27 protein-coding genes are annotated in these 26,084 nt (G+C 61.1%); 14 read left to right on the top strand and 13 right to left on the bottom strand.

Going from position 1 to position 26,084, the window contains the following annotated elements; translation table 11 throughout:
• Positions 1-108: 108 nt before the first annotated feature.
• Positions 109-3,612: an alkaline phosphatase family protein gene (locus KW846_RS10700; protein WP_218482199.1), complete on the bottom strand. Its 3,504-nt coding sequence runs from the start codon at positions 3,610-3,612 to the stop codon at positions 109-111.
• Between the two features lie 151 nt (positions 3,613-3,763).
• Positions 3,764-5,530, bottom strand: coding sequence for a SulP family inorganic anion transporter (locus KW846_RS10695; RefSeq protein WP_218482198.1), 1,767 nt, complete (start codon positions 5,528-5,530; stop codon positions 3,764-3,766).
• Between the two features lie 113 nt (positions 5,531-5,643).
• Between KW846_RS10695 and KW846_RS10690 the strand changes: the two genes are divergently transcribed.
• Together KW846_RS10690 and KW846_RS10685 are read left to right on the top strand one after the other, a co-directional pair.
• Entirely contained in the window at positions 5,644-6,609 is a 966-nt protein-coding gene (locus KW846_RS10690; protein ID WP_218482197.1) for a hypothetical protein, read from the top strand.
• Between the two features lie 119 nt (positions 6,610-6,728).
• Positions 6,729-7,046: a hypothetical protein gene (locus KW846_RS10685; RefSeq protein ID WP_007978167.1), complete on the top strand. Its 318-nt coding sequence runs from the start codon at positions 6,729-6,731 to the stop codon at positions 7,044-7,046.
• A 141-nt stretch (positions 7,047-7,187) separates the two neighbouring features.
• On the opposite strand, the gene KW846_RS10680 is transcribed toward KW846_RS10685, so the two are convergent.
• Positions 7,188-8,249: an MBL fold metallo-hydrolase gene (locus KW846_RS10680; protein ID WP_218482196.1), complete on the bottom strand. Its 1,062-nt coding sequence runs from the start codon at positions 8,247-8,249 to the stop codon at positions 7,188-7,190.
• Positions 8,250-8,464: 215 nt separating this feature from the next.
• On the opposite strand from KW846_RS10680, the gene KW846_RS10675 reads away from it, so the two are divergent.
• The 3 genes from KW846_RS10675 to KW846_RS10665 all read left to right on the top strand — a co-directional run bounded on the left by KW846_RS10675 (position 8,465) and on the right by KW846_RS10665 (position 10,918).
• A complete protein-coding gene (locus KW846_RS10675) occupies positions 8,465-9,073 on the top strand; it encodes a TetR/AcrR family transcriptional regulator (protein ID WP_218482195.1) in 609 nt (202 codons plus the stop codon).
• A gap of 156 nt (positions 9,074-9,229) precedes the next feature.
• Positions 9,230-10,291 (top strand): diguanylate cyclase, encoded by a 1,062-nt coding sequence (locus KW846_RS10670; protein ID WP_218482194.1) that lies wholly within the window; start codon positions 9,230-9,232, stop codon positions 10,289-10,291.
• An 87-nt stretch (positions 10,292-10,378) separates the two neighbouring features.
• Positions 10,379-10,918: a DUF1003 domain-containing protein gene (locus KW846_RS10665; protein WP_218482193.1), complete on the top strand. Its 540-nt coding sequence runs from the start codon at positions 10,379-10,381 to the stop codon at positions 10,916-10,918.
• 6 nt (positions 10,919-10,924) lie between these two features.
• On the opposite strand, the gene KW846_RS10660 is transcribed toward KW846_RS10665, so the two are convergent.
• A complete protein-coding gene (locus KW846_RS10660) occupies positions 10,925-11,866 on the bottom strand; it encodes a LysR family transcriptional regulator (protein WP_218482192.1) in 942 nt (313 codons plus the stop codon).
• 15 nt (positions 11,867-11,881) lie between these two features.
• On the opposite strand from KW846_RS10660, the gene KW846_RS10655 reads away from it, so the two are divergent.
• Both KW846_RS10655 and KW846_RS10650 read left to right on the top strand, forming a co-directional pair.
• On the top strand, positions 11,882-12,589 hold the full coding sequence (locus KW846_RS10655) for a CTP synthase (RefSeq protein WP_218482191.1): 708 nt from the start codon (positions 11,882-11,884) through the stop codon (positions 12,587-12,589).
• On the top strand, positions 12,586-12,909 hold the full coding sequence (locus tag KW846_RS10650; RefSeq protein WP_218482190.1) for an antibiotic biosynthesis monooxygenase: 324 nt from the start codon (positions 12,586-12,588) through the stop codon (positions 12,907-12,909). Before KW846_RS10655 ends, KW846_RS10650 begins: the two co-directional genes overlap by 4 nt.
• Before the next feature lie 116 nt (positions 12,910-13,025).
• On the opposite strand, the gene KW846_RS10645 is transcribed toward KW846_RS10650, so the two are convergent.
• Positions 13,026-13,352, bottom strand: a complete 327-nt coding sequence (locus KW846_RS10645; RefSeq protein ID WP_218482189.1) for a DUF2025 family protein — start codon at positions 13,350-13,352, stop codon at positions 13,026-13,028.
• A 211-nt stretch (positions 13,353-13,563) separates the two neighbouring features.
• Here KW846_RS10645 and KW846_RS10640 point away from each other — a divergent pair, with 211 nt between their 5' ends.
• The 3 genes from KW846_RS10640 (at position 13,564) to KW846_RS10630 (ending at position 16,430) form a co-directional block, all read left to right on the top strand.
• Positions 13,564-14,688 (top strand): glycerophosphodiester phosphodiesterase, encoded by a 1,125-nt coding sequence (locus KW846_RS10640; RefSeq protein WP_218482188.1) that lies wholly within the window; start codon positions 13,564-13,566, stop codon positions 14,686-14,688.
• Positions 14,689-14,897: 209 nt separating this feature from the next.
• Complete coding sequence (locus tag KW846_RS10635; protein WP_218482187.1) at positions 14,898-15,206, top strand: PepSY domain-containing protein; 309 nt, start codon at positions 14,898-14,900, stop codon at positions 15,204-15,206.
• Positions 15,207-15,407: 201 nt separating this feature from the next.
• The gene (locus tag KW846_RS10630; protein WP_218482186.1) at positions 15,408-16,430 is read left to right on the top strand and encodes a transporter; all 1,023 of its coding nucleotides are present in this window, start codon (positions 15,408-15,410) and stop codon (positions 16,428-16,430) included.
• Between the two features lie 195 nt (positions 16,431-16,625).
• On the opposite strand, the gene KW846_RS10625 is transcribed toward KW846_RS10630, so the two are convergent.
• The gene (locus KW846_RS10625; RefSeq protein ID WP_218482185.1) at positions 16,626-17,522 is read right to left on the bottom strand and encodes a LysR family transcriptional regulator; all 897 of its coding nucleotides are present in this window, start codon (positions 17,520-17,522) and stop codon (positions 16,626-16,628) included.
• Positions 17,523-17,644: 122 nt separating this feature from the next.
• Here KW846_RS10625 and KW846_RS10620 point away from each other — a divergent pair, with 122 nt between their 5' ends.
• Positions 17,645-18,403 carry an SDR family NAD(P)-dependent oxidoreductase gene (locus KW846_RS10620; RefSeq protein WP_218482184.1) on the top strand — a complete coding sequence of 253 codons (759 nt, stop codon included), beginning with the start codon at positions 17,645-17,647 and terminating at the stop codon, positions 18,401-18,403.
• Positions 18,404-18,556: 153 nt separating this feature from the next.
• Here KW846_RS10620 and KW846_RS10615 read toward each other — a convergent pair whose 3' ends face one another.
• A complete protein-coding gene (locus KW846_RS10615) occupies positions 18,557-18,988 on the bottom strand; it encodes a multidrug/biocide efflux PACE transporter (protein WP_218482183.1) in 432 nt (143 codons plus the stop codon).
• Positions 18,989-19,078: 90 nt separating this feature from the next.
• Here KW846_RS10615 and KW846_RS10610 point away from each other — a divergent pair, with 90 nt between their 5' ends.
• On the top strand, positions 19,079-19,933 hold the full coding sequence (locus KW846_RS10610) for a LysR family transcriptional regulator (protein ID WP_007974505.1): 855 nt from the start codon (positions 19,079-19,081) through the stop codon (positions 19,931-19,933).
• A 93-nt stretch (positions 19,934-20,026) separates the two neighbouring features.
• Here KW846_RS10610 and KW846_RS10605 read toward each other — a convergent pair whose 3' ends face one another.
• The 3 genes from KW846_RS10605 to KW846_RS10595 all read right to left on the bottom strand — a co-directional run bounded on the left by KW846_RS10605 (position 20,027) and on the right by KW846_RS10595 (position 22,100).
• Positions 20,027-21,262 (bottom strand): RNA polymerase sigma factor, encoded by a 1,236-nt coding sequence (locus KW846_RS10605; protein ID WP_218482182.1) that lies wholly within the window; start codon positions 21,260-21,262, stop codon positions 20,027-20,029.
• Position 21,263: 1 nt separating this feature from the next.
• Complete coding sequence (locus KW846_RS10600) at positions 21,264-21,608, bottom strand: YciI family protein (RefSeq protein WP_046816587.1); 345 nt, start codon at positions 21,606-21,608, stop codon at positions 21,264-21,266.
• Between the two features lie 66 nt (positions 21,609-21,674).
• On the bottom strand, positions 21,675-22,100 hold the full coding sequence (locus KW846_RS10595; protein WP_218482181.1) for a nuclear transport factor 2 family protein: 426 nt from the start codon (positions 22,098-22,100) through the stop codon (positions 21,675-21,677).
• 141 nt (positions 22,101-22,241) lie between these two features.
• On the opposite strand from KW846_RS10595, the gene KW846_RS10590 reads away from it, so the two are divergent.
• On the top strand, positions 22,242-22,727 hold the full coding sequence (locus tag KW846_RS10590) for a GNAT family N-acetyltransferase (protein ID WP_218482180.1): 486 nt from the start codon (positions 22,242-22,244) through the stop codon (positions 22,725-22,727).
• Between the two features lie 123 nt (positions 22,728-22,850).
• Here KW846_RS10590 and KW846_RS10585 read toward each other — a convergent pair whose 3' ends face one another.
• The 3 genes from KW846_RS10585 to KW846_RS10575 form a co-directional block, all read right to left on the bottom strand.
• A complete protein-coding gene (locus KW846_RS10585; RefSeq protein WP_102700530.1) occupies positions 22,851-23,339 on the bottom strand; it encodes a GNAT family N-acetyltransferase in 489 nt (162 codons plus the stop codon).
• A 98-nt stretch (positions 23,340-23,437) separates the two neighbouring features.
• Positions 23,438-23,923, bottom strand: a complete 486-nt coding sequence (locus KW846_RS10580; RefSeq protein ID WP_218482179.1) for a GyrI-like domain-containing protein — start codon at positions 23,921-23,923, stop codon at positions 23,438-23,440.
• A gap of 67 nt (positions 23,924-23,990) precedes the next feature.
• A complete protein-coding gene (locus KW846_RS10575; RefSeq protein WP_116583278.1) occupies positions 23,991-24,653 on the bottom strand; it encodes a LysE family translocator in 663 nt (220 codons plus the stop codon).
• Positions 24,654-24,792: 139 nt separating this feature from the next.
• On the opposite strand from KW846_RS10575, the gene alaC reads away from it, so the two are divergent.
• On the top strand, positions 24,793-26,007 hold the full coding sequence (gene alaC / locus KW846_RS10570) for an alanine transaminase (RefSeq protein WP_095967913.1): 1,215 nt from the start codon (positions 24,793-24,795) through the stop codon (positions 26,005-26,007).
• The last annotated feature ends 77 nt before the right edge of the window (positions 26,008-26,084 follow it).

The following is a 26,084-nucleotide window of genomic DNA, read 5'->3' as shown; positions in this document are numbered from 1 at the left end:
CAAGCTCGCTCCCACAGGGGTTCGGCGGCTGGCTTGGGGACGTTGGTGTTATCAGGGCCGCTGGATTTTCCTGCGGCCCTTTACTTTGCCCGCGATACCGCTAAAGCATCATTTCCCCAACCCACTAATCCGCCACGGGCACACCGCCGCCCTCACCCCGCTCGGCCCGACAATCTCCGGCGTCTGCCCCAACGACCTGGCGCTCAACACACTCCCCACCCGTTCAATCAACTGATCAAACCCCAACGTCGCATCCTCCTGATGCAATTTGCGCAGTTGTTCGACCAGGGCGTAGGTAAAGGCGCCATAGCTGTTGGAGCCGACCTCGTATTCGTTGGCTTTTTCGTTCTCCCGCGCGGCATAGAGCATCAGGGGCATGTAAGGCCCATGGTGGCCGTAGAGTTTGCCCTGGCGCAGCAGTTGGGCTTTTTTCTCGGGGCGCAGGCCGGTGGCGGCGCCTTGGGTGGTGCGTGTGCGGGTGAGGCCGCGGGTTTTGTTGTCTTGTTCGCTGAAGTCGCGGCGGTCGGTGTCGACGGCGTAGACGCGGCGGTCCCAGTCGCCGGCGTAGGGGTCCCAGCGCAGCATGCGGTGGCGGATGTCGCTGGGTGGGGTGATGCCGCGCACGCGGCCGTTGCCGCGGGTCATGCCGCCGGCGTAGCAGCAGTCGAACAGGACGGTGAGTTTGGCGCCGTGGCCGTCCGGGTCGAAGGGCAGGTGGCTGTAGAACTGGCGGAACAGTTTGTCGGTGAAGTGGGTGCTTTCGTCGTCCCAGTCGAAGTCGTGGAGCACCAGGGTTTCGTCCATGCAGTCGGCTTCGCCGCTGCTGCTGTACACCGGCAACTGGGTGCCGTGGCCGGAGTAGAACAACACGCGCTCGTCGCCGGCGCGGGCGCCTTCCACCAGCCATTCGAGGCGCTCGACGAAGTTGGCCCGGGTCGCTCGGGCGTCGTGCAGCAAGCGGATGTCGCCGGCGTCGTAACCGCTTTCCTGGAGCATGCGGCTGATCAGGTAGGTGTCGTTGATGCAGCCGTCGAGGCGTGCGCTCGGGTCGAGGTAATCGTTGATGCCGACCACCAGGGCGCGACGTTTACGTTGGCCGCTGCGGGACAGGAACGCCGGCACTTCCAGTGCGCGCGCGGCCACCACGTCGCGGGCCAGTTGTGGCCACAGGCCGGTCTGGCTGGTGGCTGACGACAAGTAAGCCTGGGCGGCGTGATTAAGGTCCAGCAGGTCATCCCGCAGTGGCACGCTGAACTCGGTTTGCAGGTCGACCCGCGCCGAATCCGGCGAGGTGATCGGCCGGCTCAGCAAGCCGTCGTTGGGGTTGTAGAGGTGGAACCAGCGGCGGATACCTCGGCCGTTTTCGCTCAGGCGCAGGACCCGCCCGCCCCACACTTCGCGCATCACCAGCGGCAGTGCGATCGGTGAACCGAAGCTGACGAATACGCGGCCATCGATGCGCTTGAGTGCCGAACCTTTTTTCACCACTGACCGGCGCAGGGCGTCGTAGCCGATCAGGCTGCCCAGGCCTTGGGCGAAGATGATCTGCGGATTGAATGCCTCGATCTTCGCCAGCAGATGTTGAGTCAACGCCGTGCGCAACTCGGCGTCTTCGATCCACTGCACGATGGCGCCCACCGTGGTGCGCAACATCTGATTGACCGGCAGGCCCCAACTGCCGAAATTCTCGTCGGCCTTGCCGCTTGCGTCGGCCCTCAGCATCGCCAGGCCTCGGGTGATCTGGGCGAAGTCCGGCCCGTCCTTGAGTTGATCATCGAAAGACAGAAATTCGATGTCCTGGTCATCGATGAGCCGACCGTTCTGCGCCAGTTGATTGCGGATCAATGTGCGCCATTGCTCCTGCCAGTTCGCATCGATGCCACCCTGCCCGCCCGTTGCCCGGCTGAACCCCACTCCGGGCAGGCACAGGATGCGCAGCCGCGTGGGCGCGACTTCCGACTCTGGTTCTGCCAAGGCTTTACTGGCAGGCGCCGCAACTGGTGGAACCGCTTGCCCTTGGGCGGTAACCATCAAATCCTGCAGGCGCCGCAGTTTCGCCTCCAGGCTGTCGGCACTGGGGGCGGCGGGCGTCAGCGCGGCCTGAGCCGGATCAGCCAAGGCTCGGCTGCGGTTGCCGAGAAAGCCGCTGACCCATTGGGCGCTGCTCTTCCAGATCTGCTCTGGATCGAGGCCGTCGAGGTAACCGGTGACGCTGTCCACCACCTGCCGACTTTGGGTCGCCAGTTCGGACTCGATCAATGGCAACCCGGCACGACTTGGCACCACGGTGGCCGCCAATGTCGGCGCAGCCGTTACGCCCGGTGCAGCTCGCCAGATGGGCGCATTGCCGAAGTGCTGCGCCGCGATCACCCGTGGGCCGAGGGCACTGCGTGGCAATTTGAAGTGATCGCAAAGAAACGCCAGCAGGCTGGTGTGATCGTAATGCTGCGCCTGGACGTTGCCCGTCCAGGGAATCAAGCCGGGCTTGAGCCACGGCGAAGCGAGGATCGCCGGGACACGAACGCCGAGTCGGGTGAAGGGATTTTTCCAAGGCACATCGACCGTTGAACCGGTCGCCACGCAAGTCGGCGGCACCACGTGGTCATGGAAACCGCCGTGTTCGTCGTACAGCAGCACGAACAGGGTTTTGTTCCAGACAGTGGTGTTGGCCGACAAGGCGTTGAACACCTCACCGACAAACTGATCGCCAAAGCGCAGGTCCTCCGGTGGATGATGGGACACGTTTGGCCCGAGTTTACCGTTGAGCAGGCCATAGCTCGGCTCGATCCAGGACAGTTCGGGGAGTGTGTCAGCGGCGACGTCCGACTTGAAGGCCTCGATGCTCAGGTGCTGCAAACCGCCCTTGACCAGCGCCGCCAGCGGAACCGCACCGTCGGAGTAAATGCGCGCGTCGTGGCCGTTGTTGCGCAGCAGCGAAAAAATACTCTCGCCGCCGAACTGTGCGATCAGGCTTTTGATGCCGGCCAGCACCGTGCCGGTCGAGGGCATCAGCAAGTGGCCATTGCAACTGCCAAGCATGGCGAAAAAACGGTTCGGCCAGGTCGGGCCTGGCACCGAGGAAAACCAGCGATCACACACGGTGAAATTGCGCGCCAATCCGTGGATGGCCGGTAGCGTATCGTCGGCCGGCTTAGCGCCGAACGGGATGTAGTTCATCGCCCGTTGGGCCATGGATTGCGACCAGGTTTTGTACACCTTCAGGTCCTTGCGGGCCTTGTCGTAGGCGTCTTGGGCAAAACCATCGAGCTTGGGATTGGCCGGGCTGGTCTTGAAGGAGACGCCCAGCTGCGTCTCTACGTTGACAAACTCATGGCCAAGGTCGAAACCCTCACTGTTGCTCGGTGGTAGCGCCGGAGGCAGAGGGGGCGGCGGCGCCCACAAGTTGTAGTTTTCCGGGAACTCCGACGCCTGGGTAATCACCGTCGAATTGCCATTGGCCAGCTTCAGCGGATTGGTGCTGGGCGCGTTGCGATTGATACCGTCACACGCAGGGTTGATACGGGTGTAATCCCCCAGTAAATGATCGAATGATCGGTTTTCCATCATCAACACGACAACGTGCTCAATTCCGTCGGGCCAGTTGTTCGGCATGGTGCGCTCCTTGATGTGAAGTCTCGATTTCGACCTCTCGGGTTTCACGACAATCAAGGCTTGGATGGCTGGACAATATGAGGGATGCGGCGATTCGATCTGCCAGACAACGCTAGTCAGGCGATGGGGGCTTGTCCAATGGCGAGAGCACCTATCCTTTCAGCCAATCCACCGAATACATCGCGACATAACTATCCACCGCCGTCCCAATCGTAGGAAAAAACGCCGTCTCCCCCAACCGTGCAAACAACCCAAACCGCTTCAGCTTGTCCTTCACCGGATCCTTCATCTCGGCAAAGCACAACTCGATTCCCGCCGCGTGCAGGGTGTCGTCCAGTTCGGCGAGCATGTCGGCGGAGGTCACGTCGACGCTGGTGACCGGTTCTGCGGCGACCACCAGCCAGCGCACGGGGGTGGGCGATTCCGCGACGGCGTCCAGCACGCGGTCGCTGAACAGTTCGGCGTTGGCGAAGAACAAGGGGGCATCCCAGCGGAACAGGACCAGGCCGGGGATCAGGGACGCGTCGGGGTAGCGTTTGATGTCGTGGTAGCCCTTGACCCCGTCGGCGCGGCCCAATACGGCGGAGTACGGGCGCCAGGCGTCCCAGAGGAATTCGATGATCGCGATCACGATGGCCAGGCCGATGCCCTCGATCGCGCCGAACACGGCCACGCCGACGGTGCAGACAATCGATAGCCAGCATTCCCAGCGCTGGATGCGATAGATCCGGCGCAGGTCGGTGATTTCGATCAGGCCGATGGCCGAGGCGATCACGACCGCCGCCAGGGCGCTGGACGGTAGATGTTGCAGCAGGTCCGGTGCCACCACCAGCAGCAAGGCAACCGCGAGTGCGCCGACGACGCCGGTCATTTGGGTTTTGGCGCCGGCGGCTTCAGCCACGGGCGTACGCGACGAGCTGCTGCTGATCGGGAAGCCCTGGAAAAAACCGGCCGCCAGGTTGGCGATGCCGAGGCCGACCATTTCCTGGTTCGGGTTGACGTAGGTTCGGGTCCGCGCCGCATAGACACGAGAGAGCACGCTGGTGTCGGCGAACGAGACCAGTGCGACGGCGCACCCGCCGATCACCACCGGGACGATGTCGGCGGTGGTGATCCAGGGGATGGCGAACCCGGGCAAGCCTTGGGGGAGCGAACCGAGGACCGACACACCGGCGCGTGTCGCCAGGTCGAGGGCACCCACGGCGACCGTCGCGCCGACCACGGCGATCAGGATGCCCGGCAGTCGCGGCCATCTTTTGAGGAGCAGGATCACCGCCAGGGTGAGCCCGCCTACGGTGAAGGTGGTCCAGTTGACCTTGCCCTCCATCAGCGCCGAGGCGATGGCCCCTATGTTGCTCAATGGGCCGTCGGACTCAATGGAAAAACCGAACAGCTTGGGCAACTGGCTGATCAATACGGTCAGTGCGATGCCGTTCATGTAGCCGTAGCGAATCGGTTTGGAGAGCAGCTCGGTGATAAACCCCAAGCGCGCCATACCGGCCAGGATGCACACCGCTCCCGAGACGATCGCCATCATCCCCGCCAGGGCGACGGCACGCTGCGGGTCGCCGCCGGAGAGTGGAATGATGACGGCCAGGATGACGGCCACCAGGGAGGAATCCGGCCCCATCACCAGAATCCGGCTGGGGCCGAACAGGGCATAGAACAGCAGCGGAACGATGGTCGCGTAGAGGCCATAAATGCCGGGCACGCCCGAGGCCACCGCGTAGGCGATACCAACGGGCACCAGCATCGTGGTCAGCACCAGGCCGGCCACGATGTCGTCACGCAACCACGCCCATTGGTATTCGCGCAGCACGCCCAATCCCGGCAGCCAGCGGCGCCATCCGGTCTGTTCGTCCCGGCGGGCTATGCGGCCAGGCTCCGGGTGAGGAGGCGAAGTATCTGGATGGCTCATGAATCGCCCTCTTTAATGGACAGACTCGGCGATATCGAAGTGATCTCAGTGTAGCTATTGCTTCGAATGCGCCATCACTGGAAGCTGTTCACCTAAAGGACTTGGAAGCCGACATGAAATTCGACCTCGCCTACTGCCTCAGCCTCAACGACAAGTTGTCGATCTACGACGTTCGGGACCTGAATTTCGACGAGACGATGGATTTCGACTCCGCCCGGGAACACTTCCAGTGCCCCAACGATGCCTGTCGCCTGGCGTTCGATGCAGCCAACGAGCTGGGCACGTTCAACGCCAAGAATGTGAATTACGTGCGCACCCCGCACTTCAAGAACTTGCCGAGTACGCGGCATGTCGAGGGCTGCCCCTATGTCAGCCTGAAGGCGCCGGCGTCGGGTGTGGATGAGTCAGAAACGGATGACAGCCGCGAGGAAAACTTCCCGTCGGAATTGTTACTGACTCGGCGTGAATATGTGCGTAAACCGTCCAACCCGAAGGTCGCGGCGGACGGGGGGCGGGACGAGTCGCCAATGCCTTCGGTGACCCGTAACTTCGAGCAACCGGGCCGGGAATCGGCCCCGGACAAGACCAGCGTCTTCGCCCATCCGGTGGAGTGTTTCGTGTCGAACTTCGACGACAAGGATTTGCTCAAGCGCGTGCCGCTGAAGATTGGCGAACACACTGCGCCTTATGGCTCGTTTTTCAAGAAGATCGAATACCTGCAGGACAACAAGGGGCTGATTTACTGGGGCAAGGTCAAGGAGATCAAAGACTACACCCAGAGTTTTCGCATCGATTTCGAGAAGAAGGTCTGGTTCGAAAAGAGGCCTTACTCGGTCAATGTCTACCTGAGCAAAAAGCTCATCGACAGCTACCGCAAGCGCAAGGCGTTCCTCGAGGAGATCAAGCACGCCATCGAGAGCGGGCGGGAATTGTACTGCTTCTTTTATGGCGTGACGCCCGAGCTGAAGCAGGTGCCGAGCAAGAAAAACCCCGAGCAGACGTTCGGGGTGTTCAGCGCCAACATCGAGAATCTGGATCACTTTATCGTGCGGGAAGCGCCGGGGTTGGCGGACAAATAAGTGCAGTGCCGTTCGTCTGTCTGAAAAGAATAATCAAAAATTGCGTTTGATCCGGGCTCAAAACAACTGTACAAAAACACAGTATATTTTGACCAACACTCTCGAGCCCGGAGAACACCATGGCCTCTCAAGCGATGAAAATCACCCTGGAACGTATCGCCCTCTTCCAATTCACCCCGGCCCACTGCGCCCAGGCCCGAGCGATGCTGGGCTGGAGTGTGGAAGAGCTATCGCGCGAGTCCCGGGTCTCGGTGGAGGCCATTCAACGCTTCGAGGCGCGCCAGGAGGTGCTGGATGTCACGCGCCTGGCGCTGGCCTATCGGTTCGAATCAGAAGGGTTGGTGTTCTTCCCCGGGTTTGCGCCGGGTCGAGGGATGAATGTGAAAGGGTCGACGCCGAATCCGGTCGGACGGGCGGATTTTGCGATGGTGGAGTGAGCCAATTCATCGATTGACCATAAATGCCCCCCTGTAGGAGCGAGCCTGCTCGCGATGGACGTTAACGATAACGCGCAAATCCTGGATAACCGCGGTGTCCTTGAGTCCATCGTCGGATCGCCGCCCGGAGCAAGCTCGCTCCTACAGGGCGTTCTGCACCACCACTTGCTCACTCTCCCCTTCCACCGCCAGCCACCACGCACCACCACGCTGCGGATGCATCAGATTGAACGCCTCTCCCATCTGCGGAGTGGTGATCGATACATTGCGTTCCCAGGCCAGGGCCAGGATGCGGTCGAAGGGCTCGTACCAGGCGTGCATCGACAGGTCGAAGGTGCCGTTGTGGATCGGCAGTAGCCAGCGGCCTTTGAGGTCGAGGTGAGCTTGCAGGGTTTGTTCGGGTTGCATGTGCACGTGCGGCCAGTCGACGTTGTAGGCACCGGTTTCCATCAGGGTCAGGTCGAATGGGCCGTACTGTTCGCCGATGCGTTTGAAGCCGTCGAAGTAGCCGCTGTCGCCACTGAAGAAAATGCGCGTGTCAGCGTCGATCATCACCCACGAGGCCCAGAGGGTGCTGTTGCTGTCGAACAGGCCACGGCCGGAGAAGTGTTGCGATGGGGTGGCGATGAACTGGACGCCATCGACTTCCGTGCCTTGCCACCAATCCAGTTGGCGGACTTTGCTGGAGTCGATGCCCCACTTGATCAAGGTGTCGCCTACGCCCAGCGGGGCCAGGAAGTGTTTGGTCTTGTCCGCGAGTTTCAACACAGCCGCATGATCCAGGTGATCGTAGTGGTCGTGGGACAGGATTACCGCTTCGATCGGCGGCAATTCCTCCAGGCTGATCGGTGGCTGGTGGAAACGCTTGGGGCCGGCCCATTGCACGGGCGAGGCGCGCTCGGCGAAGACCGGGTCGGTGATCCAGAATTTGTCGCGCAACTTGAGCAGCACCGTGGAGTGACCCAGGCGATAGACGCTGTGATTCGGCGCTGCGATCAGCGCGGCTTGCGTCAGGGCTTGCACCGGGACGGGGGCGCTCGGGCGGGTGTTTTGCGGTTTGTGGAACAGCGCGTTCCACAGGATGCCCATGGTTTTGCCAAAGCTTAAACGTTGAACCGGCGTGAAGTTCTGATACTGGCCTTGAGCCTGTCGGGACGCTTCAGGTGTGGAGGCGTTGTCCGCCGGGGAGTTTGAATTGGCCATGACTGAGTGACTCCAGAAAAACCGCGTTTGACGCGATTTACCTCTTTGGGACGATAAATGGCCAAGGCACGCACGCATCAGCCGGACTTTCTATTTTTACCGGGCAGGATTAACAAAACATTACACTGCACAGTGTAGTTTCTAGGTTGCATCAAAGTCGATGACAAGTAAACTGCTGAGTGTAGTTTCCACTTTCTTCCTGCCGAAGCGTACTTATGACAGCTCCACAGCGCCTCACCGACCGAAAACGCCAAGCGATCATTCAAGCCGCGATCATCGAGTTCCGTAACAACGGTTTCGAGATCACCAGCATGGACAGGATTGCGGCCACTGCCGGCGTGTCGAAGCGCACGGTGTACAACCACTTTCCCAGCAAGGAAGAGTTGTTCGCCGAGATCCTCAATCAACTATGGATCCGGGTGACGGCAGAACAGGAAACGGCCTACCGTCCCGACCTGCCGTTGCACGACCAATTGCGCGTGTTGCTGATGGCCAAGCTGCAAATGTTGGGTGATGACAATTTTCTCGATCTGGCTCGGGTGGCGATAGCAGCGACCATTCATTCCCCGGAGCGGGCGCAGGATATGGTGGCGCGAATGGGCGAACGCGAAGAAGGGCTGACGGTGTGGATTCGGGCCGCACAGGCCGATGGCCGATTGAAAGCCGTGGCGCCTGAATTCGCCGCTCAACAGATCCATGGCCTGCTCAAGTCTTTTGCATTCTGGCCGCAGATTTCCATGGGCCAACCCAGCTTGTCAGCCGAGGAGCAAAACACGGTGGCGGATTCCGCTCTGGCCATGTTCCTGGGCTATTACCAGCTCTAGTCCAGCCATCTACAGCACTTGCCGACATTAAATGGCTTCGAAGGACACTGATTAATCCGGCTGGAATAAATGACAATGTGCACCGCTTTTACCGATGAGCGGTAATTCCGCCCCCATGCAGTAAAGTGTTTCAGAATGAATCTGGTGCAGGAAATTATGGATAGACAACACGGCAAGGGTTTGTCATTTGCCAAACGCATCTACATGCCTCGAACCATTGGCTTGGGCATCGGCAGTTTGAGTGTGGCCGCCGCTCTGTATCCGCTGCACTTGCCGGTCTGGGTCTGGGTTTTGTTGGCACTCAATGGTTTTGTCTGGCCGCATCTTGCTTATCAACTGTCGAGCCGCTCGGCCTTTCCCTACAAGGCCGAACGCCGGAATCTGCTTTACGATTCGCTGTGCGGTGGCTTTTGGGTCGCGACGTTCCAGTTCAATCCACTTTGCACCGTGACCATTCTGGCGATGATGGCGATGAACAATGTCGCCGCCGGCGGCCATCGGATGTTCCTGTTGGGCAGCCTGAGCCAAGCGGCGGGCGTGCTGATTTCCTGGTCGCTGTTCGGTGCGGCATACACCCTGTCGACCACGCAATTGCAGGTGTGGGCGTGCTTGCCGATGCTGACGCTCTACCCGTTGGCGTTGGGCATGGTCTGCTACCAATTGGCGATCAAGCTTTCAGAACATAAACGCACCCTGAGCGCCCTGAGCCGCACCGACAGTTTGACCGGGTTGCTCAACCACGGTGCCTGGAAGGACTTGCTGCACCTGAAGTTTCGCGAGTGCAGCCAGCGTCATGAGCAGGCCGTCATTGCACTGATCGACATCGACCATTTCAAAGCCATCAATGACACCTACGGTCATCTCATCGGTGACTCCGTGCTGCGCCAGTTGAGCGTCGAGCTCAAATGCAACCTGCGCGAAAGCGACCTGGCCGGTCGCTATGGCGGTGATGAATTTTGCGTGATTCTGCCCAACATGCCGCTGAATCAGGCCGTGGACGTGATGGAGCGTTTGCGCAGCGTGTTGCAAGACTATCGGCATGGGGAAGTGCCCGGACTGCGGGTCAGCCTGAGTATCGGTCTGGCGGCCTACCAACCGTCGTTTACCGATGCAACGGCCTGGCTCGATGACGCGGACAAAGCCCTGTACACCGCGAAAAACACCGGACGCAACAAGGTCAGTGTCAACACAAACAACACCAGCCTGGAAACGTCGTAAGCATGATGCGATAGCTTGGCGATTACGCTGCTTGAATGACGCCAGGGCTATAGTGAGCCTCAGTCCCAGCGCCAGGCAGAGAGCACCATGAACACCACGCCAACAGACAACGCCACCGCCGCCCCCGTCGATCACCTGCGTTTCCATCGCCATCACGCCCATCTGGCGCCGACCTTTGGCAATGACAAGTTTGCCCTGCGCGCCGAAGCCTTTGCGCGGTTCTTCGGTACCCCGACCTTTCTCGGCGCCCAAACGCTGATCGTGGTGGTCTGGGTGTGCCTCAACCTGTTCGGTGTCACCCACTTCGATGTGTACCCGTTCATCCTGCTCAACCTGGCGTTCAGCCTGCAATCGGCCTATGCCGCGCCACTGATTCTGTTGGCCCAGACGCGTCAGGCCGCACGCGACAAAGCCCAATCCGATGCCGATGCACAGCACCGTGAAGCGCTGGCGACCGCCAACAGTGAGCGGCAGGCAGAAGCCGCGAAAAACACCGCGCAACTGCTGGAACTGCTCGAGCAGAACACCCGCCTCACGGAGATGACCAAGGCCCTCACCGAGCGCATCGAAAACCTGACTTCGGAAATGCATCAACACTTCGTGCGCAAGGATGAGCCACAGGCCTGAACGGTTTCACGGCAGTTTCAGCGCCCGCCCCAGCTCATCGAACAAGGTGACCACCGAGCGCAAGGCTCGGCAGTCGGGACGGGTCAGCAGCCACAGCGCGGTGTCGTATCCGTGCAAGGGCTCGCCCAATGGACGCAATCCCTCGCCGATCAAGAAGTCCGGCAACGCTGCGACACCCAGCCCCGCCCTGACCAGCTCGGTAACCGACAGCATGCTGTTGCAACGGTAACCCGGCGTTACGCCCGGCAAGGCCTGGCGACGCCAGGTCACGGTCGGATGATCCGGCAGGAAGTCATCCGGGGCGATCCAGGTCAATGAGGCCAGCTCTATGGTGTTGACCGATTGCAGGTATCGCTCGCTGGCGCAGACGCGGTAGGCAATATCCGCCAGCCGCCGTCCTACCAGATGCTCCGGTGGCGTGCGGGTCAGGCGCAGGGCGATGTCGGCATCCCTGCGGCTGAGGTTGGCAAAGTCATTGGAGGTGCTGAGTTCGAGCGTCAGCGCCGGATAGTTCGGCATGAACTGCGCCAGCGCCGGCAACAGCAAACCTTGCAGGACCGAATCGGTACAGGTCAGGCGCACGATGCCGCTGATCACTTCACCGCCCTGCTCCACACCGATGCGCGCCGCCTCCAGCGCCTGTTCAGCGCGCTCGGCCTGCTCGGCCAGTGACTGCGCCAGGGTGGTGGGCAGGTAACCGGCGCGGCTTTTTTCGAACAATTGCTGACCCAGCGCAGCCTCCAGCCGACGCACCGCTCGAAACACCGTCGAGACGTCCACCTTCAACAGCTGCGCGGCGCGGGCCAGAGAGCCGCCGCGCACCAATGCAAGGATCAGGGCCAGGTCCGGGTAGTCCAGTCGATAGTGCGTGGCTGCATTGATCACTTGGGAAAACGCCAATATTGAGTGCGTGAGCGCCAATCTATAGTGGGCCTCAGGAATCAACAAGTGCAGAGGCCCCTCATGGAAAAACCTCCGATTCGCATCGCCCTGATCGGCGACTACGACCCGCAAGTCACCGCCCACCAGGCCATTCCCGTAGCCCTTGAAATGGCCGCTGAACCCAGCGGCCTGAACGTGCAATGGCAATGGCTGGCCACCGATGAAATCCACGCCGGGACACCGCTGCACCCCTTCGATGGCTTCTGGTGTGTGCCGGCCAGCCCGTATCGCAACATGGACGGTGCTTTGCTGGCGATCCGTTTTGCCCGCGAACAACGGCGACCGTTCCTCGGCACCTGCGGCGGTTTTCAACACGCGGTACTGGAATATGCGCGCAATGTGCTGGGCTGGTCGGATGCCGAACACGGCGAGACGGCACCCGATGCAGCACGGGCGTTGCTGACGCCACTGTCGTGCGCGCTGGTCGAGGCCGTCGATTCCATTCATCTGGCTGAAGGCTCGTTGATCGCACAGGCGTACGAAAGCGCCGAGATTCGTGAAGGCTATCGCTGTCGCTATGGGGTGAATCCGCAGTTCGAAGGGGAGCTGCTCAAGCACGAGCTGCACGCCGTCGGCCACGACTCGGAACAGGGACTGCGCGCGGTCGAACTCAGCGGCCACCCGTTCTTTGTCGCGACCTTGTTTCAACCCGAGCGCGCGGCACTCGGGGGCGTATTGCCGCCGCTGGTTGGCGCCTTTGTCGAAGCCTGCGCGGGGCGCTGGTCATGATCGCCGCTACGCCAACGGCGCCTTATTACGCGGTGATCTTCACCTCGGTTCGCACCGAAGGTGATCAGGGTTACGCCGAAGCAGCCGCACGGATGCTCGAACTGGCCCGTGAACAGCCGGGGTTTCTCGGAGTGGAATCGGCTCGGGGTGAGGATGGGCTGGGAATAACCGTGTCGTATTGGGCCAGTGAGGCGGCGATTCTGGCGTGGAAGCAGCATCCGGAGCATACGGCGATTCGCGAGCGTGGGCGTTCGACCTGGTATGCGCGGTGTCATACAAGGGTGTGTCGGGTTGAGCGGGCCTATGGGTTCAGTCTGTAAATGATGCGGTGTTCTTTAGGCCGTCTTCGCGGGCGAGCCCGCTCCCACAGGGATTGATGGCAACCTGTGGGAGCGGGCTTGCCCGCGAAGAGGCCAGAACAGTCACCACAAAAAACTCAACCCTGAACCAGACTGCGAACCGCCGATATCTCCGGCACTTCCCCCCGGTTCATGTACACCCGCAACGGCTCGGTGATGTTGATCCGGTCATCGATGTTCTGGTCCAGCAGCAACTGGATCAATTCGCGCTTGAGCGTCATGGCCTGCCCAGGCCCCGCGCCCCAGACGAATTCGCTGGTCGGGATGATGCCGTCGTCCGCCACGTCCATGCCGAATGAGTCTTCGCTGAAGCGCACTAGGTAGTGGCCGGTCTTGCGGTTGAGGCCGACGAAGCCCTTGAGTTGGTCGGCCGCCTGGCAGATGAGCTGGGAAGTGATGCGCATGGTAAACCCCGCAATGGTGATCGTTGGTTTACACGCAGGGCCTGCGTTTCCCTCTGCCGGGGAAATTGCAGGGCGCCAGCGTACTGCAAACGGGCGCACAAAAACGCTGACGAATATCAGCTTCAGGCAGATTTATGTCGGTCTCGCGATAGCGCCCGCAAAGATGAGTTGTTAAAAGGGACCGCTCACTCATTGCGAAAGGATCTCGACCATGCCCGCAACCTTCACTAAAAGCGCCCTGTTGTTGAGCCTGCTGCTAGGCCTCGGCCAGGCACAGGCCGCCAGCGAACCCGGTCCCACGGAACTGGCGACTCGCCTGGGCATTCCGCACCCGGCGGTGATCGCCCACCGTGGCGCGTCTTTCGATGCGCCGGAATCCACCGCCGCGGCCTACAAGACGGCCCGCGATCTGGGCGCCGATTACCTGGAACTGGATCTGCAGCGCAGCAAGGACGGCGTACTGTTCGCACTGCACGACAACAACCTGCAACGCACGACCGACGTCGCCAGCAAATTCCCCGAACGCAAGGACAGCCCGGCCAATGCCTTCACCATGGCCGAACTGAAAACCCTGGATGCGGGCAGCTGGTTCAATACCGCCTACCCGGATCGCGCGCGTCCAGCCTTCGCCGGCCTGAAGATTCTGACCCTGGATGAAATCATCGACATCGCCGAGGGCAGCGCCCAGCACAAGCCCGGGCTGTACATCGAGACCAAGGAGCCCAAGCAGTTTCCCGGCATCGAACACGACCTCAAGGAAAAACTCCAGGCCCGTGGCTGGCTGAACCCGAGCGAATCGAAACCGGCGAACAGCGCGCTGGCGGTTGGCCAGGGCAACGGTAAGGTGGTTTTGCAGACCTTCGAGAAGAGCAGTCTCGAACTGCTGCAAAAGGAAATGCCGAAGGTGCCGAAGATCCTGCTGTTGTGGGTCGGTGAAGGCAGTATCGAGCCCAAGTCCAAGGTGACCTTTGCAGAGTCCGGCGCCAAGGACAAGGCCGCTTACTACGCCGCACAACAACCGAAGGACAAAGCCGAATTCCAGCGTTGGGTCGACTACGCCAAGGCCCAGGGCGCCATCGGCACCGGCCCGTCTGCCGCACTGACCCAGGGTGGCGACCAGAGTTACTCGGACCTGGTGCAACCCTGGATGACCCAGTACACCCACGATCAGGGCCTGCTGGTGCACGTCTACACCATCGACGATGCGGTGGACTACCAGAAAGTCATGGACGCCGGCGTTGACGGAATCTTCACCAACCGCGCCAGCGAACTGTTGAAGTTCTATAAACGTCCGGCGGCGAGTGTGGCGCAGGTGCTTCAGAACAACGGCTACTGATCCGCAATCACGCAAAACCCTGTGGGAGCGTGGCTTGCCCGCGAAGGGGCCATCAGCCTCAACATCATCGTTGACTGACACTCCGCTATCGCGGGCAAGCCACGCTCCCACAGGAATTGATGCAGGACATGTAGAGGGTTTTAAGGGTGGCTTAAGTTACAAAAGCTAACCTGATCTCACTTAAACAGATCACCCAAGGAAAGAAGCCCATGAAGACCCTGACTGCTTTGTTCACCGCTGCGACCCTGATGCTCACCACAGGTCTGGCCCAGGCTAAAGATGTGCCCGTCGACCAGATCCCTCAACTGGTCAAGGAAGGCAAGATCAAGCCGCTGGAAGAGTTGAACCAGATCGTGTTGAAGCTGCACCCGGGCGCCACCATCACCGACAGCGACCTGGACAAACACTCCACTATCTACGAGTACGAAGTCGAACTGCGTGACGCCAGCAATGTTGAATGGGACGTGGATTTGAACGCTGCCACCGGCGAAGTCCTGAAGAACAAACAAGACGACTGATGCACTCAGCAAAAGCCGCACAAATTGAAAGTCGTGCGGCTTTTTTGCGTCTGGATGATTGATCAGGCGCACGAGCTGACCAGCGAGCCCGACGTGGTTGCCGCCACTACTGGCGTCACAAAAAAGTCATCCGCGCTTGCGATGATGCCGCTCAAGTGAACCTGTAAAACACGCGACAGGCGCCTCCCCTTGCGAGTCCTCATGAACCACAGCATCGATCAAAGCCATCGCGACACGGATCTGTTCGGCCTGCTCTACGGTTTCAGTTTTCGCCCCGGTGAGGCCGGTCGGGATATCAGCTCCGCCGAAGCCTTGCAGTACCTGCAACAACCGGAAAGCGACGAACAGTTTCTCTGGCTGCACCTGAACCTCGCCCATGCCGCGTGCGAGCGCTGGATGAAAAGCCATCTGGAATTGCCCGAAGAGTTTTTCGAGGCGCTGCACGAAGGCTCGCGCTCGACGCGTATCGAGCATGTCGACTCCGCGTTGCTGGCGGTGGTCAACGACGTGGTGTTCAACCTCAGCAACCTGGTCTCGTCGGATGTCTCGACCTTGTGGGTGTGCGCCCGCAGCCGGCTGATCATCAGCGCCCGCCTGCAGCCGCTGCACTCGGTGGACAAGTTGCGCTCGTCGGTGAAGGCCCGGGAATGCTTTCGCTCTCCGCTGGAGCTGCTGGTGCATCTGCTGCGCGACCAGGGTGAAGTGCTGACCCAGATCGTGCGCAAGACCAGTCAGAGCGTGGACCAGATCGAAGACGAGTTGCTCTCCTCGCGCCTGTCGACCAACCGCGCCGAGCTGGGCGCCAATCGCCGGGTGCTGGTGCGCTTGCAACGGCTGTTGGCGCTGGAGCCAGGCTCGTTGCTGCGCCTGCTCAACCGGCCGCCGCAATGGCTGCAAAAGGAAGACGTGAAGGAGCTGCGCAAATCCACCGAGGAGTTTGCGCTGATCATCAACGACCTCACGGCGCTGGGTGAGCGGATCAAGCTGTTGCAGGAAGAGATCGCCGCCAACATCAACGAACAGACCAACCGCACGCTGTTCACCCTGACAGTGGTGACGGTGCTGGCGCTGCCGATCAACATCATCGCCGGTTTCTTCGGCATGAACGTCGGCGGCATTCCGTTGGCCGATGACCCGGAAGGATTCTGGATCCTGGTGGCGCTGGTCGCGACCTTTACCGTGATTGCCGGGCGATGGGCGTTTCGCAAGCAGCAGGATTATTAAGATCAAAAGATCGCAGCCTTCGGCATCTCCTACAGGTCAACGGTGATCCTTTGTACTGGTTGTTCACCCAACTGTTCTGAACACCGCAGTACCCTGTGGTAGCGGGCTTGCCCGCGAATGCGTCGGCACATCCGGCAGCTATGTGTCAGACAGACCGCTTTCGCGAGCAAGCCCGCTCCCACAAAAAACCTTGTCTCAGGTTTCCGAGCGGATCACTTCCCCCAGCCAATCCATGAACACCCTCACCCGCAACGGCAAATGCCGCTGCCGGGCATAGAGCAGCGACGCCTCCATGGACGGCGCATTGAACGGCGACAACACCTCGACCAGTTCACCGCTTTGCAGGTATTGCTGCATGCCCATTCTCGGCGCCTGAATCAGGCCGAAACCACCCAGACAGGCGGCCTCATAGGCATCGGTGCTGTTGACCGTGACACTGCCGGCCATCGGCAGTCGCCGCACCTGCCCCTTGTCGACGTACACAAAGCCTTCCGAACGGGCACCCAAAACGCCGACGTAATGCACCAGCCGATGCCGCGTCAGATCCTCCAGTCGCTCGGGCACGCCATAGCGCTGCAGATACGCAGGGCTGGCGCAATTGACCATGGTGAAGTCACACAGGTGTCGCGCCACCACCGATTGGTCCGGCTGGGCGCCGATGCGCAGCACGCAATCGAACCCTTCGGCGAGCAGATCGACCCGGCGGTCGGTGCTGCTGATTTCCAGCTCAATCAGCGGGTGCTGCGCCATGAACGCCGGCAGGCGCGGCATGATCACGCGACGGGCGAGAATGTTTGGCAGGTCGATGCGAATGCGCCCCACCAGCGACGCCTCGTCCTGGCGAAACAAGCCCTCGATTTCGTCCATGTGCGACAACAGGTCCTTGCTGCGCTCATACAACACCAGGCCATCCTGGGTCGCCTGGACCTTGCGCGTGGTGCGTTGCAACAGCCGGGTGCCGAGCAATGCCTCCAGTGCCTGCACATGCTCGGACACCGTGGATCTGGGCAGCCCCAGACTTTCTCCGGCGAGGGTAAAACTCGACATCTCGCTGACCCGGACAAAGGTGCGCAGCAATTCCAGTTTGTTCATCAGCCCGCTCTTTTATTGTTCGGCTTATCCGACCAGTGATTCCGGTTTTACTCTGTTTATCACCCATGCCCGGATAAATAAACTTCCTCACATCAACCGCCCACTGCACCTGAGGAAGTCCCATGAACCGTAAAATCGCACTGATCACCGGTGCCAGCCGCGGCCTCGGCAAAAACGCCGCCCTGCATCTGGTTGCCCAGGGCATCGACATCATCGGCACCTACAACAGCCGCGCCGATGAGGCCCAGGCACTGGTGGCCGAGATTGAAAGCCTGGGTGGTCGCGCCGTCATGCTGCAACTGGACGTTGCCCGCAGTGAAAGCTTCAGTGCCTTCGCCAGCGAAGTCACAAAGGTCCTGCACAGCCACTTCGAGCGCGAGGGTTTCGATTTTCTGATCAACAACGCCGGGATCGGCCTGCACGCCAACTTCGTCGACACCACCGTCGAGCAGTTCGACCTGTTGGTGAACATCCAACTCAAGGGGCCGTTTTTCCTCACGCAGAGCTTGTTGCCATTGCTCAATGACGGCGGGCGCATCATCAACATTTCCAGTGGCCTGACCCGTTTCAGCCTGCCGGGCCACAGCGCCTATGCGGCGATGAAAGGCGCGATGGAAGTGTTGACCCGCTACCAGGCCAAGGAACTTGGTGCGCGCAACATCGCGGTGAATATCCTCGCACCCGGCGCGATTGAAACCGATTTCGGCGGTGGCGCCGTGCGCGACAACCCCGGGTTGAACACCCTGGTGGCGAACAACACCGCCCTGGGTCGCGCCGGTCTGCCGGATGACATCGGCGCCGCGATTGCGCTGCTGCTGGCGCCGGGCAGCCAGTGGATCAATGGCCAGCGCATCGAGGCGTCGGGAGGGATGTTTTTGTAACGCTTAATGCTGAACAACTGGCGGGACACTACACCTGTGGCGAGGGGGCTTGTCGGATCGCCGCACCGCCCCGTTCGACTGCGAAGCAGTCGCAAAGCTTGGAACCGCTTCGCGCTCCAACGGGGGCAAGCCCCCTCGCCACAAAAGCGTTTGTCAGCAAACCTGGCGCAACACCACCCGCTCCCGAACCACGTCATACACCCAGTGGTACACGTAGGTGTACGGCAGGAAGAACAGCAACACGCCGATATCCAGCAGGAACGCCTGCCACAGGCTGACATCCATCCACCAGGCAATCAGCGGCACGCCAAGCGCGACCAGACCGCCTTCGAACAACAGCGCATGCACCACGCGGACCCAGGCGTTGTGGGCGATGGCGAGGCGCTTGAGCACCCGGTCGAACATACCGTTGAAGACCACGTTCCAGGCCAGGGCCAGGGCGGCGATGAGGACGGTGACCATGCCCATTTCCAGCATTGGTTTCTTCATGATCCAGGCCAGCAGCGGAGTACAGATCAGGATGGCCAGCAGTTCGAAACCGATGGCTTGGAAAATACGCTCAGTTATGGATTTGTTGGCGCTCATGGCCGAACTCCCTTGAGTGACTGTGGTTGCCATGATCTGTCATCACACCGATACTTCATAACCAATAACCATCGATCAAGGCGATAGTTCATGGCCTCTCACGAAGTGTTGCTGGCGTTTGTCGAAGCCGCGACCCAAGGCTCGTTTTCCGCCGCGGCGCGCAAGCTGGGCCGCAGTCAGTCGACCATCAGCGCGGCGGTGGCCAGCCTGGAAATCGACCTCAACCTGACATTGTTCGACCGCAGCAGCCGCAAGCCCGGGCTGACCCCGGCCGGACGCGTCATGCTGCAACGGGCCGAAGACATCCTGGCCGCCAGCAGTCGTCTGGAAATGACCGCCCGCCAGCTGTCCCAAGGGGTGGAAGCGAAGCTGACGGTGGCGCTGTCCGACACCTATCAATCGGACCGTTTCGAGGCGTCACTCAGTGCCTTCGAGCAGCGTTACCCGGACCTTGAACTCGAATGCCTGATCGCCGAATGCGATGACCTGGTGTCGCTGGTGCAAAGCGGCCGGGCGCAGATTGCCTTCGCCGAAATGCAGGACAGCTATCCACCGGACCTGGTCAGTTCGACGGTGGACGAGCGCACGGAAATCGCCCTGTTCGTGTCCCCTACCCACCCGCTGGCAAGGCTGGACGACGTCGATCAGGACGTATTGCAGCTACACCGTGAACTGCGCCTGGCGACCATCATCAATCCCTATGAAAGTCGGGCGAAGGGTCGCGTCTGGTCGGCGCCGAGTTATCTGATGCTGCTGGAAATGGCCCAGGGCGGATTCGGCTGGGCGCCGTTGCCCCGCTGGCTGGTGGAGCGCTTCGGGCCCGGCACCCTGCAGGAACTGGTGGTGCGCGGCTGGCCGAAAACGGTGTCGGTGGATGCGTTGTGGTCGCGGCTCAATCCACCGGGGCCGGCGGGGAGCTGGTTGCTGGGCAAGATGCTGGAATAGCGGTGTGGCCTTCGCGAGCAAGCCCGCTCCCACATTGGAATGCGTACACCTGTGGGAGCGGGCTTGCCCGCGAAGAGGCCATCACATTCAACATCACTCCAACGCCTTGAGCCGCGCTTCGATAAACCGCCGCTCCGGCTCCTGCCGGGTCAACGCCAGTGCCCGCTCCCACGCCGCCCGCGCCTCTGGCATACGACCCAGTTGCCGACAAAACTCCGCCCGCGCCGAATGCGCCAGGTGGTAATCCAGCAGTTCGCCCCGCGCCAGAATGGCATCGACCAGCGTCAGCCCCGCCTGCGGTCCATCGCGCTGCGAAATCGCCGCCGCACGATTCAACTCGATCACCGGCGACGGCACCGCCCGCAGTAGCACGTCATACAGGCCGACAATCTGCGGCCAATCGGTTTCCCCCGCCGTCGAGGCTTCGGCATGCACCGCCGCGATGGCCGCTTGCAGGCAATAGGGCCCGAATCGCCCCATGCCCAGCGCGTGCTCGATCAGCGCGCAGCCTTCAGCGATCAACCCGGCGTCCCACAGCGAACGGTCCTGCTCGTCCAGCACAATCAGCTCACCACTCGCCGAAGTCCTGGCCGGACGCCGCGACTCGTGCAGCAGCATCAACGCCAGCAAGCCCATGACCTCCGGCTCCGGCAACAACTCCACCAGTAACCGGCCGAGACGGATCGCCTCGCGGGTCAATTCCTCGCGGACCAGTTCGGCGCCAATGGACGCCGAGTAGCCCTCGTTGAACACCAGGTAGATCACCCGCAATACGCTGTCCAGGCGCTCGGGCAACTCAGCCAGTGTCGGCACTTGATAAGGGATTTTCGCGTCGCGGATCTTCGCCTTGGCACGAACGATGCGCTGGGCGATGGTGGCCGGGGCCGAGAGAAAGGCCCGGGCGATTTCTTCCGTGGTCAGATCACAGACTTCCCGTAGTGTCAGCGGCACTTGCGCGTCCGCCGCCAGGGCCGGGTGGCAGCAAGTGAAGATCAGCCGCAGGCGATCGTCTTCCACGTCTTCATCACTCCAGTCTGCCTGTTCCAACGCCTCCAGCTGTGCGATCAGCAAGGGCTGCGACGCGGCAAAACGAGCGCGCCGGCGCAAGGCATCGATGGCCTTGAAGCGCCCGGCGGACACCAGCCAGGCCCGCGGATTGTCCGGCACGCCGTCACGCTGCCAGCGTTCGACCGCGATGAAAAACGCCTCGTGCAAGGCTTCTTCGGCGAGGTCGAAATCACCCAGCAAACGAATCAGGGTCGCAAGAATGCGCCGCGACTCTTCGCGATAGACCCGCTCGACCTGCGCCTGTACCGGCAGCCCTGGCATCTTAAGGATTCAACTGCCGAACGGGGCGCACTTCGACACTGCCGACCCGGGCCGCCGGAATGTTCCCGGCGACCTGGAGGGCTTCGTTGAGGTCCTTGGCATCGATCAGGTAAAAACCGGCCAACTGCTCCTTGGTTTCAGCGAATGGACCGTCGGTGATCGACAGCTTGCCGTTGCGCATGCGCACGGTGGTAGCAGTCTGCACCGACTCCAGCGCCTCGGCGGCGACCATCCGGCCACTGCCCTGGATCGACTCGGCATAGGCCATGCACTCTTCGTCCTTCGGACTTTCCGGCAGCGAATGCAGCAAGCGCTCATCGCTGTAGACCAGGCATAGGTACTTCATCACGCTCTCCTTATCGAACGATCAACTATGGTCGCTGACTCGCATTCCGGCTCAGCTTCCCGACGATCAGGGCTTGAGGTCGAACAGCGTCGCCCCGCTGGTCATGTCGAACGGCGCCGACCAATGTTCGTGGACGATCTGCCACAGCCCGGCTTCCTGTCGATAGCACTGCGAGACACGCATCCAGCAGGCCTGGGTTTCGCCCTTGTCGTTGGTGCCACCGCAATGGGCCAGCCAGTGAGCGAAAGCGATCTCCTGGGACGGCTCGATGGTGATTTCGTCGAATTCGAAAATGTGCGGGCCGGGGCACATTTCCATGCAGGCCTGCCAATGCGCGCGATACGCCGGCTTGCCCTTGAATTGCAGGGCCTTGACCGCGTCGAAGGAGACAATGTCATCGGCATACAGGGCCATGACTTTTTCAATGTCCTTGGTCATGACCGCCTGACGATAGTTCTCGATGAGGTTCTGGATCTGGGTTTGCGAGTTCATGGTGGTTCTCCGTGGTTTTTATTGGAAGACACCCTTAGTCGTCTGGCGATCCGGCGAATCGACAGAAGAAATAAAAATAATCCAAACGGCCAGAATCGCTAGAATCCGAGGTTCTATTCATGTTGGAAAAAGGACACTCCCGTGACAGCTCGACTTGTGCCTTACGAAAGCCTGAATGCGCAGCAGCGCCAACAGGTCGAGGCCATTGAAGTACATCCGGAGCAGATAAAGTTCTCCGGTGATATCCACGGTGCATTGCACATCTTGTTGTCCAGGCCCGGCCCGGGGGTCAAAGGATTTGCCCTGCTGGCCGACGACATTCCCGTGGCCTTCCTGCTGCTCAAACGCCCACCCGTATTGCCTGCGTGGGCCAATGAACACAGCGCCACGCTGCATGCCCTGCAAGTCGATCAACGCGCCCAGGGCAAAGGCTACGGCAAGGCCTGCCTGCAAGCGCTGCCCGAGGCGGCGCGCCTGGCCTGGCCGGAAATCCGCGGGCTGGAGCTGTCGGTGGATGCCGATAACGAAGCAGCCATCGCCCTGTACGAAAGGTTCGGCTTTGTCGACAGCGGCGAGGCGTACAAGGGCCGGATCGGTTATGAGCGGCGGATGGGCCTGACCTTTTGAGGTAACCCCATTCAAATGTGGGAGCGGGCTTGCTCGCGAAGGCGGAGTGTCAGCCAACGATGATGTCGACTGACACTCCGCCTTCGCGAGCAAGCCCGCTCCCACAGGGGACCTCAGTGTGGCTTACAGTTCGAGCACCATCTCATGCCACGCCATGCCGCCATGGTCCGACGCCGATGGCTTGACGTAGGCAAAGCCGAAACCGGCATACAACGGAATATGCCGCTCCTTGCACATCAGGTTGATGCTGACTTTGCCCATCGCACGCATACGCTCGATGAATTCGCCCATCAAAAGCTTGGCCAGGCCCTGCCCCTGATAATCCGGGTGCACCACCACCGACATGATCACCACATGCGGCCCGGCGGGGTCGTGCCCGATCAATTCCTTGAAAGCTTCGTCCGACATTTCCACCTGAAACGCCGCGCCGGAGTTGATGAAACCGGCGACGACCCCGTCAACCTCGGCGACGATAAACCCCTCGGGCCAGGTGGCGATGCGGGTGGCGATCTTCTCGCGGGTCGCGGCTTCGTCACCTTCATAGGCAAGGGTTTCGATGGCAAAGCAGCGGTCCAGATCGGCGGGGGTGACGTTGCGGATGACGGTGTTCATGGCGGCTCGGGATCAGCATGGGAAAGGCTGGGGATGATAAATCAGCCGCCGTGGGACATCGAGAGACGAATCGGCTGATCCGCCTCTCGCGGCAGGTGTCATGCCTTGATCGGCAGCCAGAGTTCCAGCTTGCCGGTGTTGAGCTTGGGGTTGAAGTCTTCGCTGTAACGCTCGAACTCCGGCGCCGCCAATAGCTCGTGGCCGGACTGCGGCAGCCACGTGCCATGGATGTACTGGAAGGTTTGCGGCAGGGTGTCCAGCGGCCCCTTGTGTTCGAACACCGCGTACAGCTGCGGCTGAACTTCCACCCAGCGATAGGTTTCCGGCAAGTCATCGAGCTTGCTGATCTCGACCCCGGCGATGTAATCGAAGCCGCCCTTGCCGTCAAAATTGCAGCAGACGCCGTAGGTGACCTCGCCTTTCTGACCCGGAATATGGCCCATGTGCGGGATGAATTTCTCCCAGAGTTCGGGAATGCCCTGGGTGGTTTGCTGGGTGAATGTTCCGCCCAGCCCTGCAATCAGCAGGAAGTGCCCGTGTTCGAAACGCGGTTGCGTCAGTTCGACGCGTGCTGGCTCATCCATGACTCGACTCCTGACGCATAAAAATGGGTTCGGCTGGGAGTATAGAAGCCAAACCCGATTCGCCCAGTTACAGGGCGTGCAACGGCTCGACCGCACCGGCGCCGACGAACTCGTTGTAACCCGATAGGATCACGTAGACCGCGAAATAGCAGAAGATCGCCGCCGATGCCATATAGGAATAACGCAGCAACTTGTCGCCGAGCAACTTGCCGCCGTGGCTCGCGGCAAAGCACAGCCCGACACACCAGAGAATCCCCGCGCAGAGAAAACCGCCGAGAAACAGCGCTGAGCTGAGGGCACCACCGCCACCGGAACGGGCGATCAGCGTGCCACCCACGGCGGCGAACCAGAGAATCGCACTGGGCGACGACATGGCCAGGAAGATCCCGCGAAAGAACTCCTTGCGATGGGAGTTGTGCCCCACCTCGGCCGACTGCGCCAGCACCGCCTCGTGGTGAATCGCCGAATAGATCATCTTCGCCGCGAAGTACACCAGCAGCGCCGAGCCACCGATCCACAACACCCAACGCACGCTTTCGTATTGCAGCAACACGGTCATGCCGGCCAGCGCCAGTACCGCGTAGATCAGGTCGCCGACGCAGGTCCCCAGGCCCAGGGCAAAGCCCTGGAAATAGCCGCGCTGCATAGCCAGGGTGATCATCGCGATGTTGGCCACGCCGATATCCAGGCACAGCGAAAGGCTCAGCAAGAAGCCGCTGGTAAATTCCATCGAACCCTATCCTTCGGAAAAATTTGTTTACATTGAAGCTGGACAGTCTGCCACAGCTGCCCTTACATTCCGCCACAGGTCACCGCAGTGACCAGCGTCGCTCGGACGGTTCCGGGCGCTTACGTTATCCGAGGCAACAATGGCCGAACAAGGTTCGCCGCGCCGCTTTGCGCGCATCGATCGACTCCCCCCTTACGTTTTCAACATCACCGCCGAGCTGAAGATGGCCGCCCGTCGTCGTGGCGAAGACATCATCGACTTGAGCATGGGCAACCCCGACGGCGCCACGCCGCCGCACATCGTCGAAAAACTCGTCACGGTGGCCCAGCGCGAAGACACCCACGGCTACTCCACCTCCAAGGGCATTCCGCGCCTGCGCCGGGCGATTTCCAACTGGTACAAGGACCGCTACGAGGTCGACATCGACCCGGAAAGCGAAGCCATCGTCACCATCGGTTCCAAGGAAGGCCTGGCACATCTGATGCTGGCCACCCTGGATCAGGGCGACACCGTGTTGGTGCCCAACCCGAGCTACCCGATTCACATCTACGGTGCCGTGATTGCTGGTGCCCAGGTGCGGTCGGTGCCGCTGGTGCCGGGCGTGGATTTCTTCGCGGAGCTGGAGCGGGCCATTCGCGGCTCGATTCCGAAGCCGAAGATGATGATCCTCGGTTTCCCGTCCAACCCGACCGCCCAGTGCGTGGAGCTGGATTTCTTCGAGCGCGTCATCGCCCTCGCCAAGCAGTACGACGTGCTGGTGGTGCACGACCTGGCCTACGCCGACATCGTCTACGACGGCTGGAAAGCCCCGTCGATCATGCAGGTGCCGGGGGCCAAGGACATTGCGGTGGAGTTCTTCACCCTGTCCAAGAGCTACAACATGGCTGGCTGGCGCATTGGCTTCATGGTCGGCAACCCGGAACTGGTCAACGCCCTGGCGCGGATCAAGAGCTACCACGACTACGGCACCTTCACCCCGCTGCAAGTGGCGGCGATTGCTGCCCTGGAAGGCGATCAGCAATGCGTGCGCGACATCGCCGAGCAGTATCGGCAGCGCCGCAACGTACTGGTCAAGGGCCTGCATGAACTGGGCTGGATGGTGGAAAACCCGAAAGCGTCGATGTACGTCTGGGCCAAAATCCCTGAGGCTTACGCGCACCTGGGTTCGCTGGAGTTCGCCAAGAAACTGCTGGCCGAAGCCAAGGTGTGTGTCTCGCCGGGCGTCGGGTTTGGCGAGTACGGCGATGATCACGTGCGCTTTGCGCTGATCGAAAACCAGGACCGGATTCGCCAGGCCGTACGCGGGATTCGCGGGATGTTCCGGGCGGATGGGTTGGCACCGAAAACCAACTGACAACACATGACATTGTGGGAGCGGGCTTGCTCGCGAATGCGGTGTATCAAACAACCTCTTGGTTGACTGACACTCCC

It is taken from the genome of Pseudomonas sp. PDM32 (assembly GCF_019219225.1).
GTDB classification, from domain to species: Bacteria; Pseudomonadota; Gammaproteobacteria; order Pseudomonadales; family Pseudomonadaceae; genus Aquipseudomonas; species Aquipseudomonas laurylsulfatiphila.
Note: the sequence above shows the minus strand (reverse complement) of the source record. Positions and strands in the feature narration are given on the sequence as shown.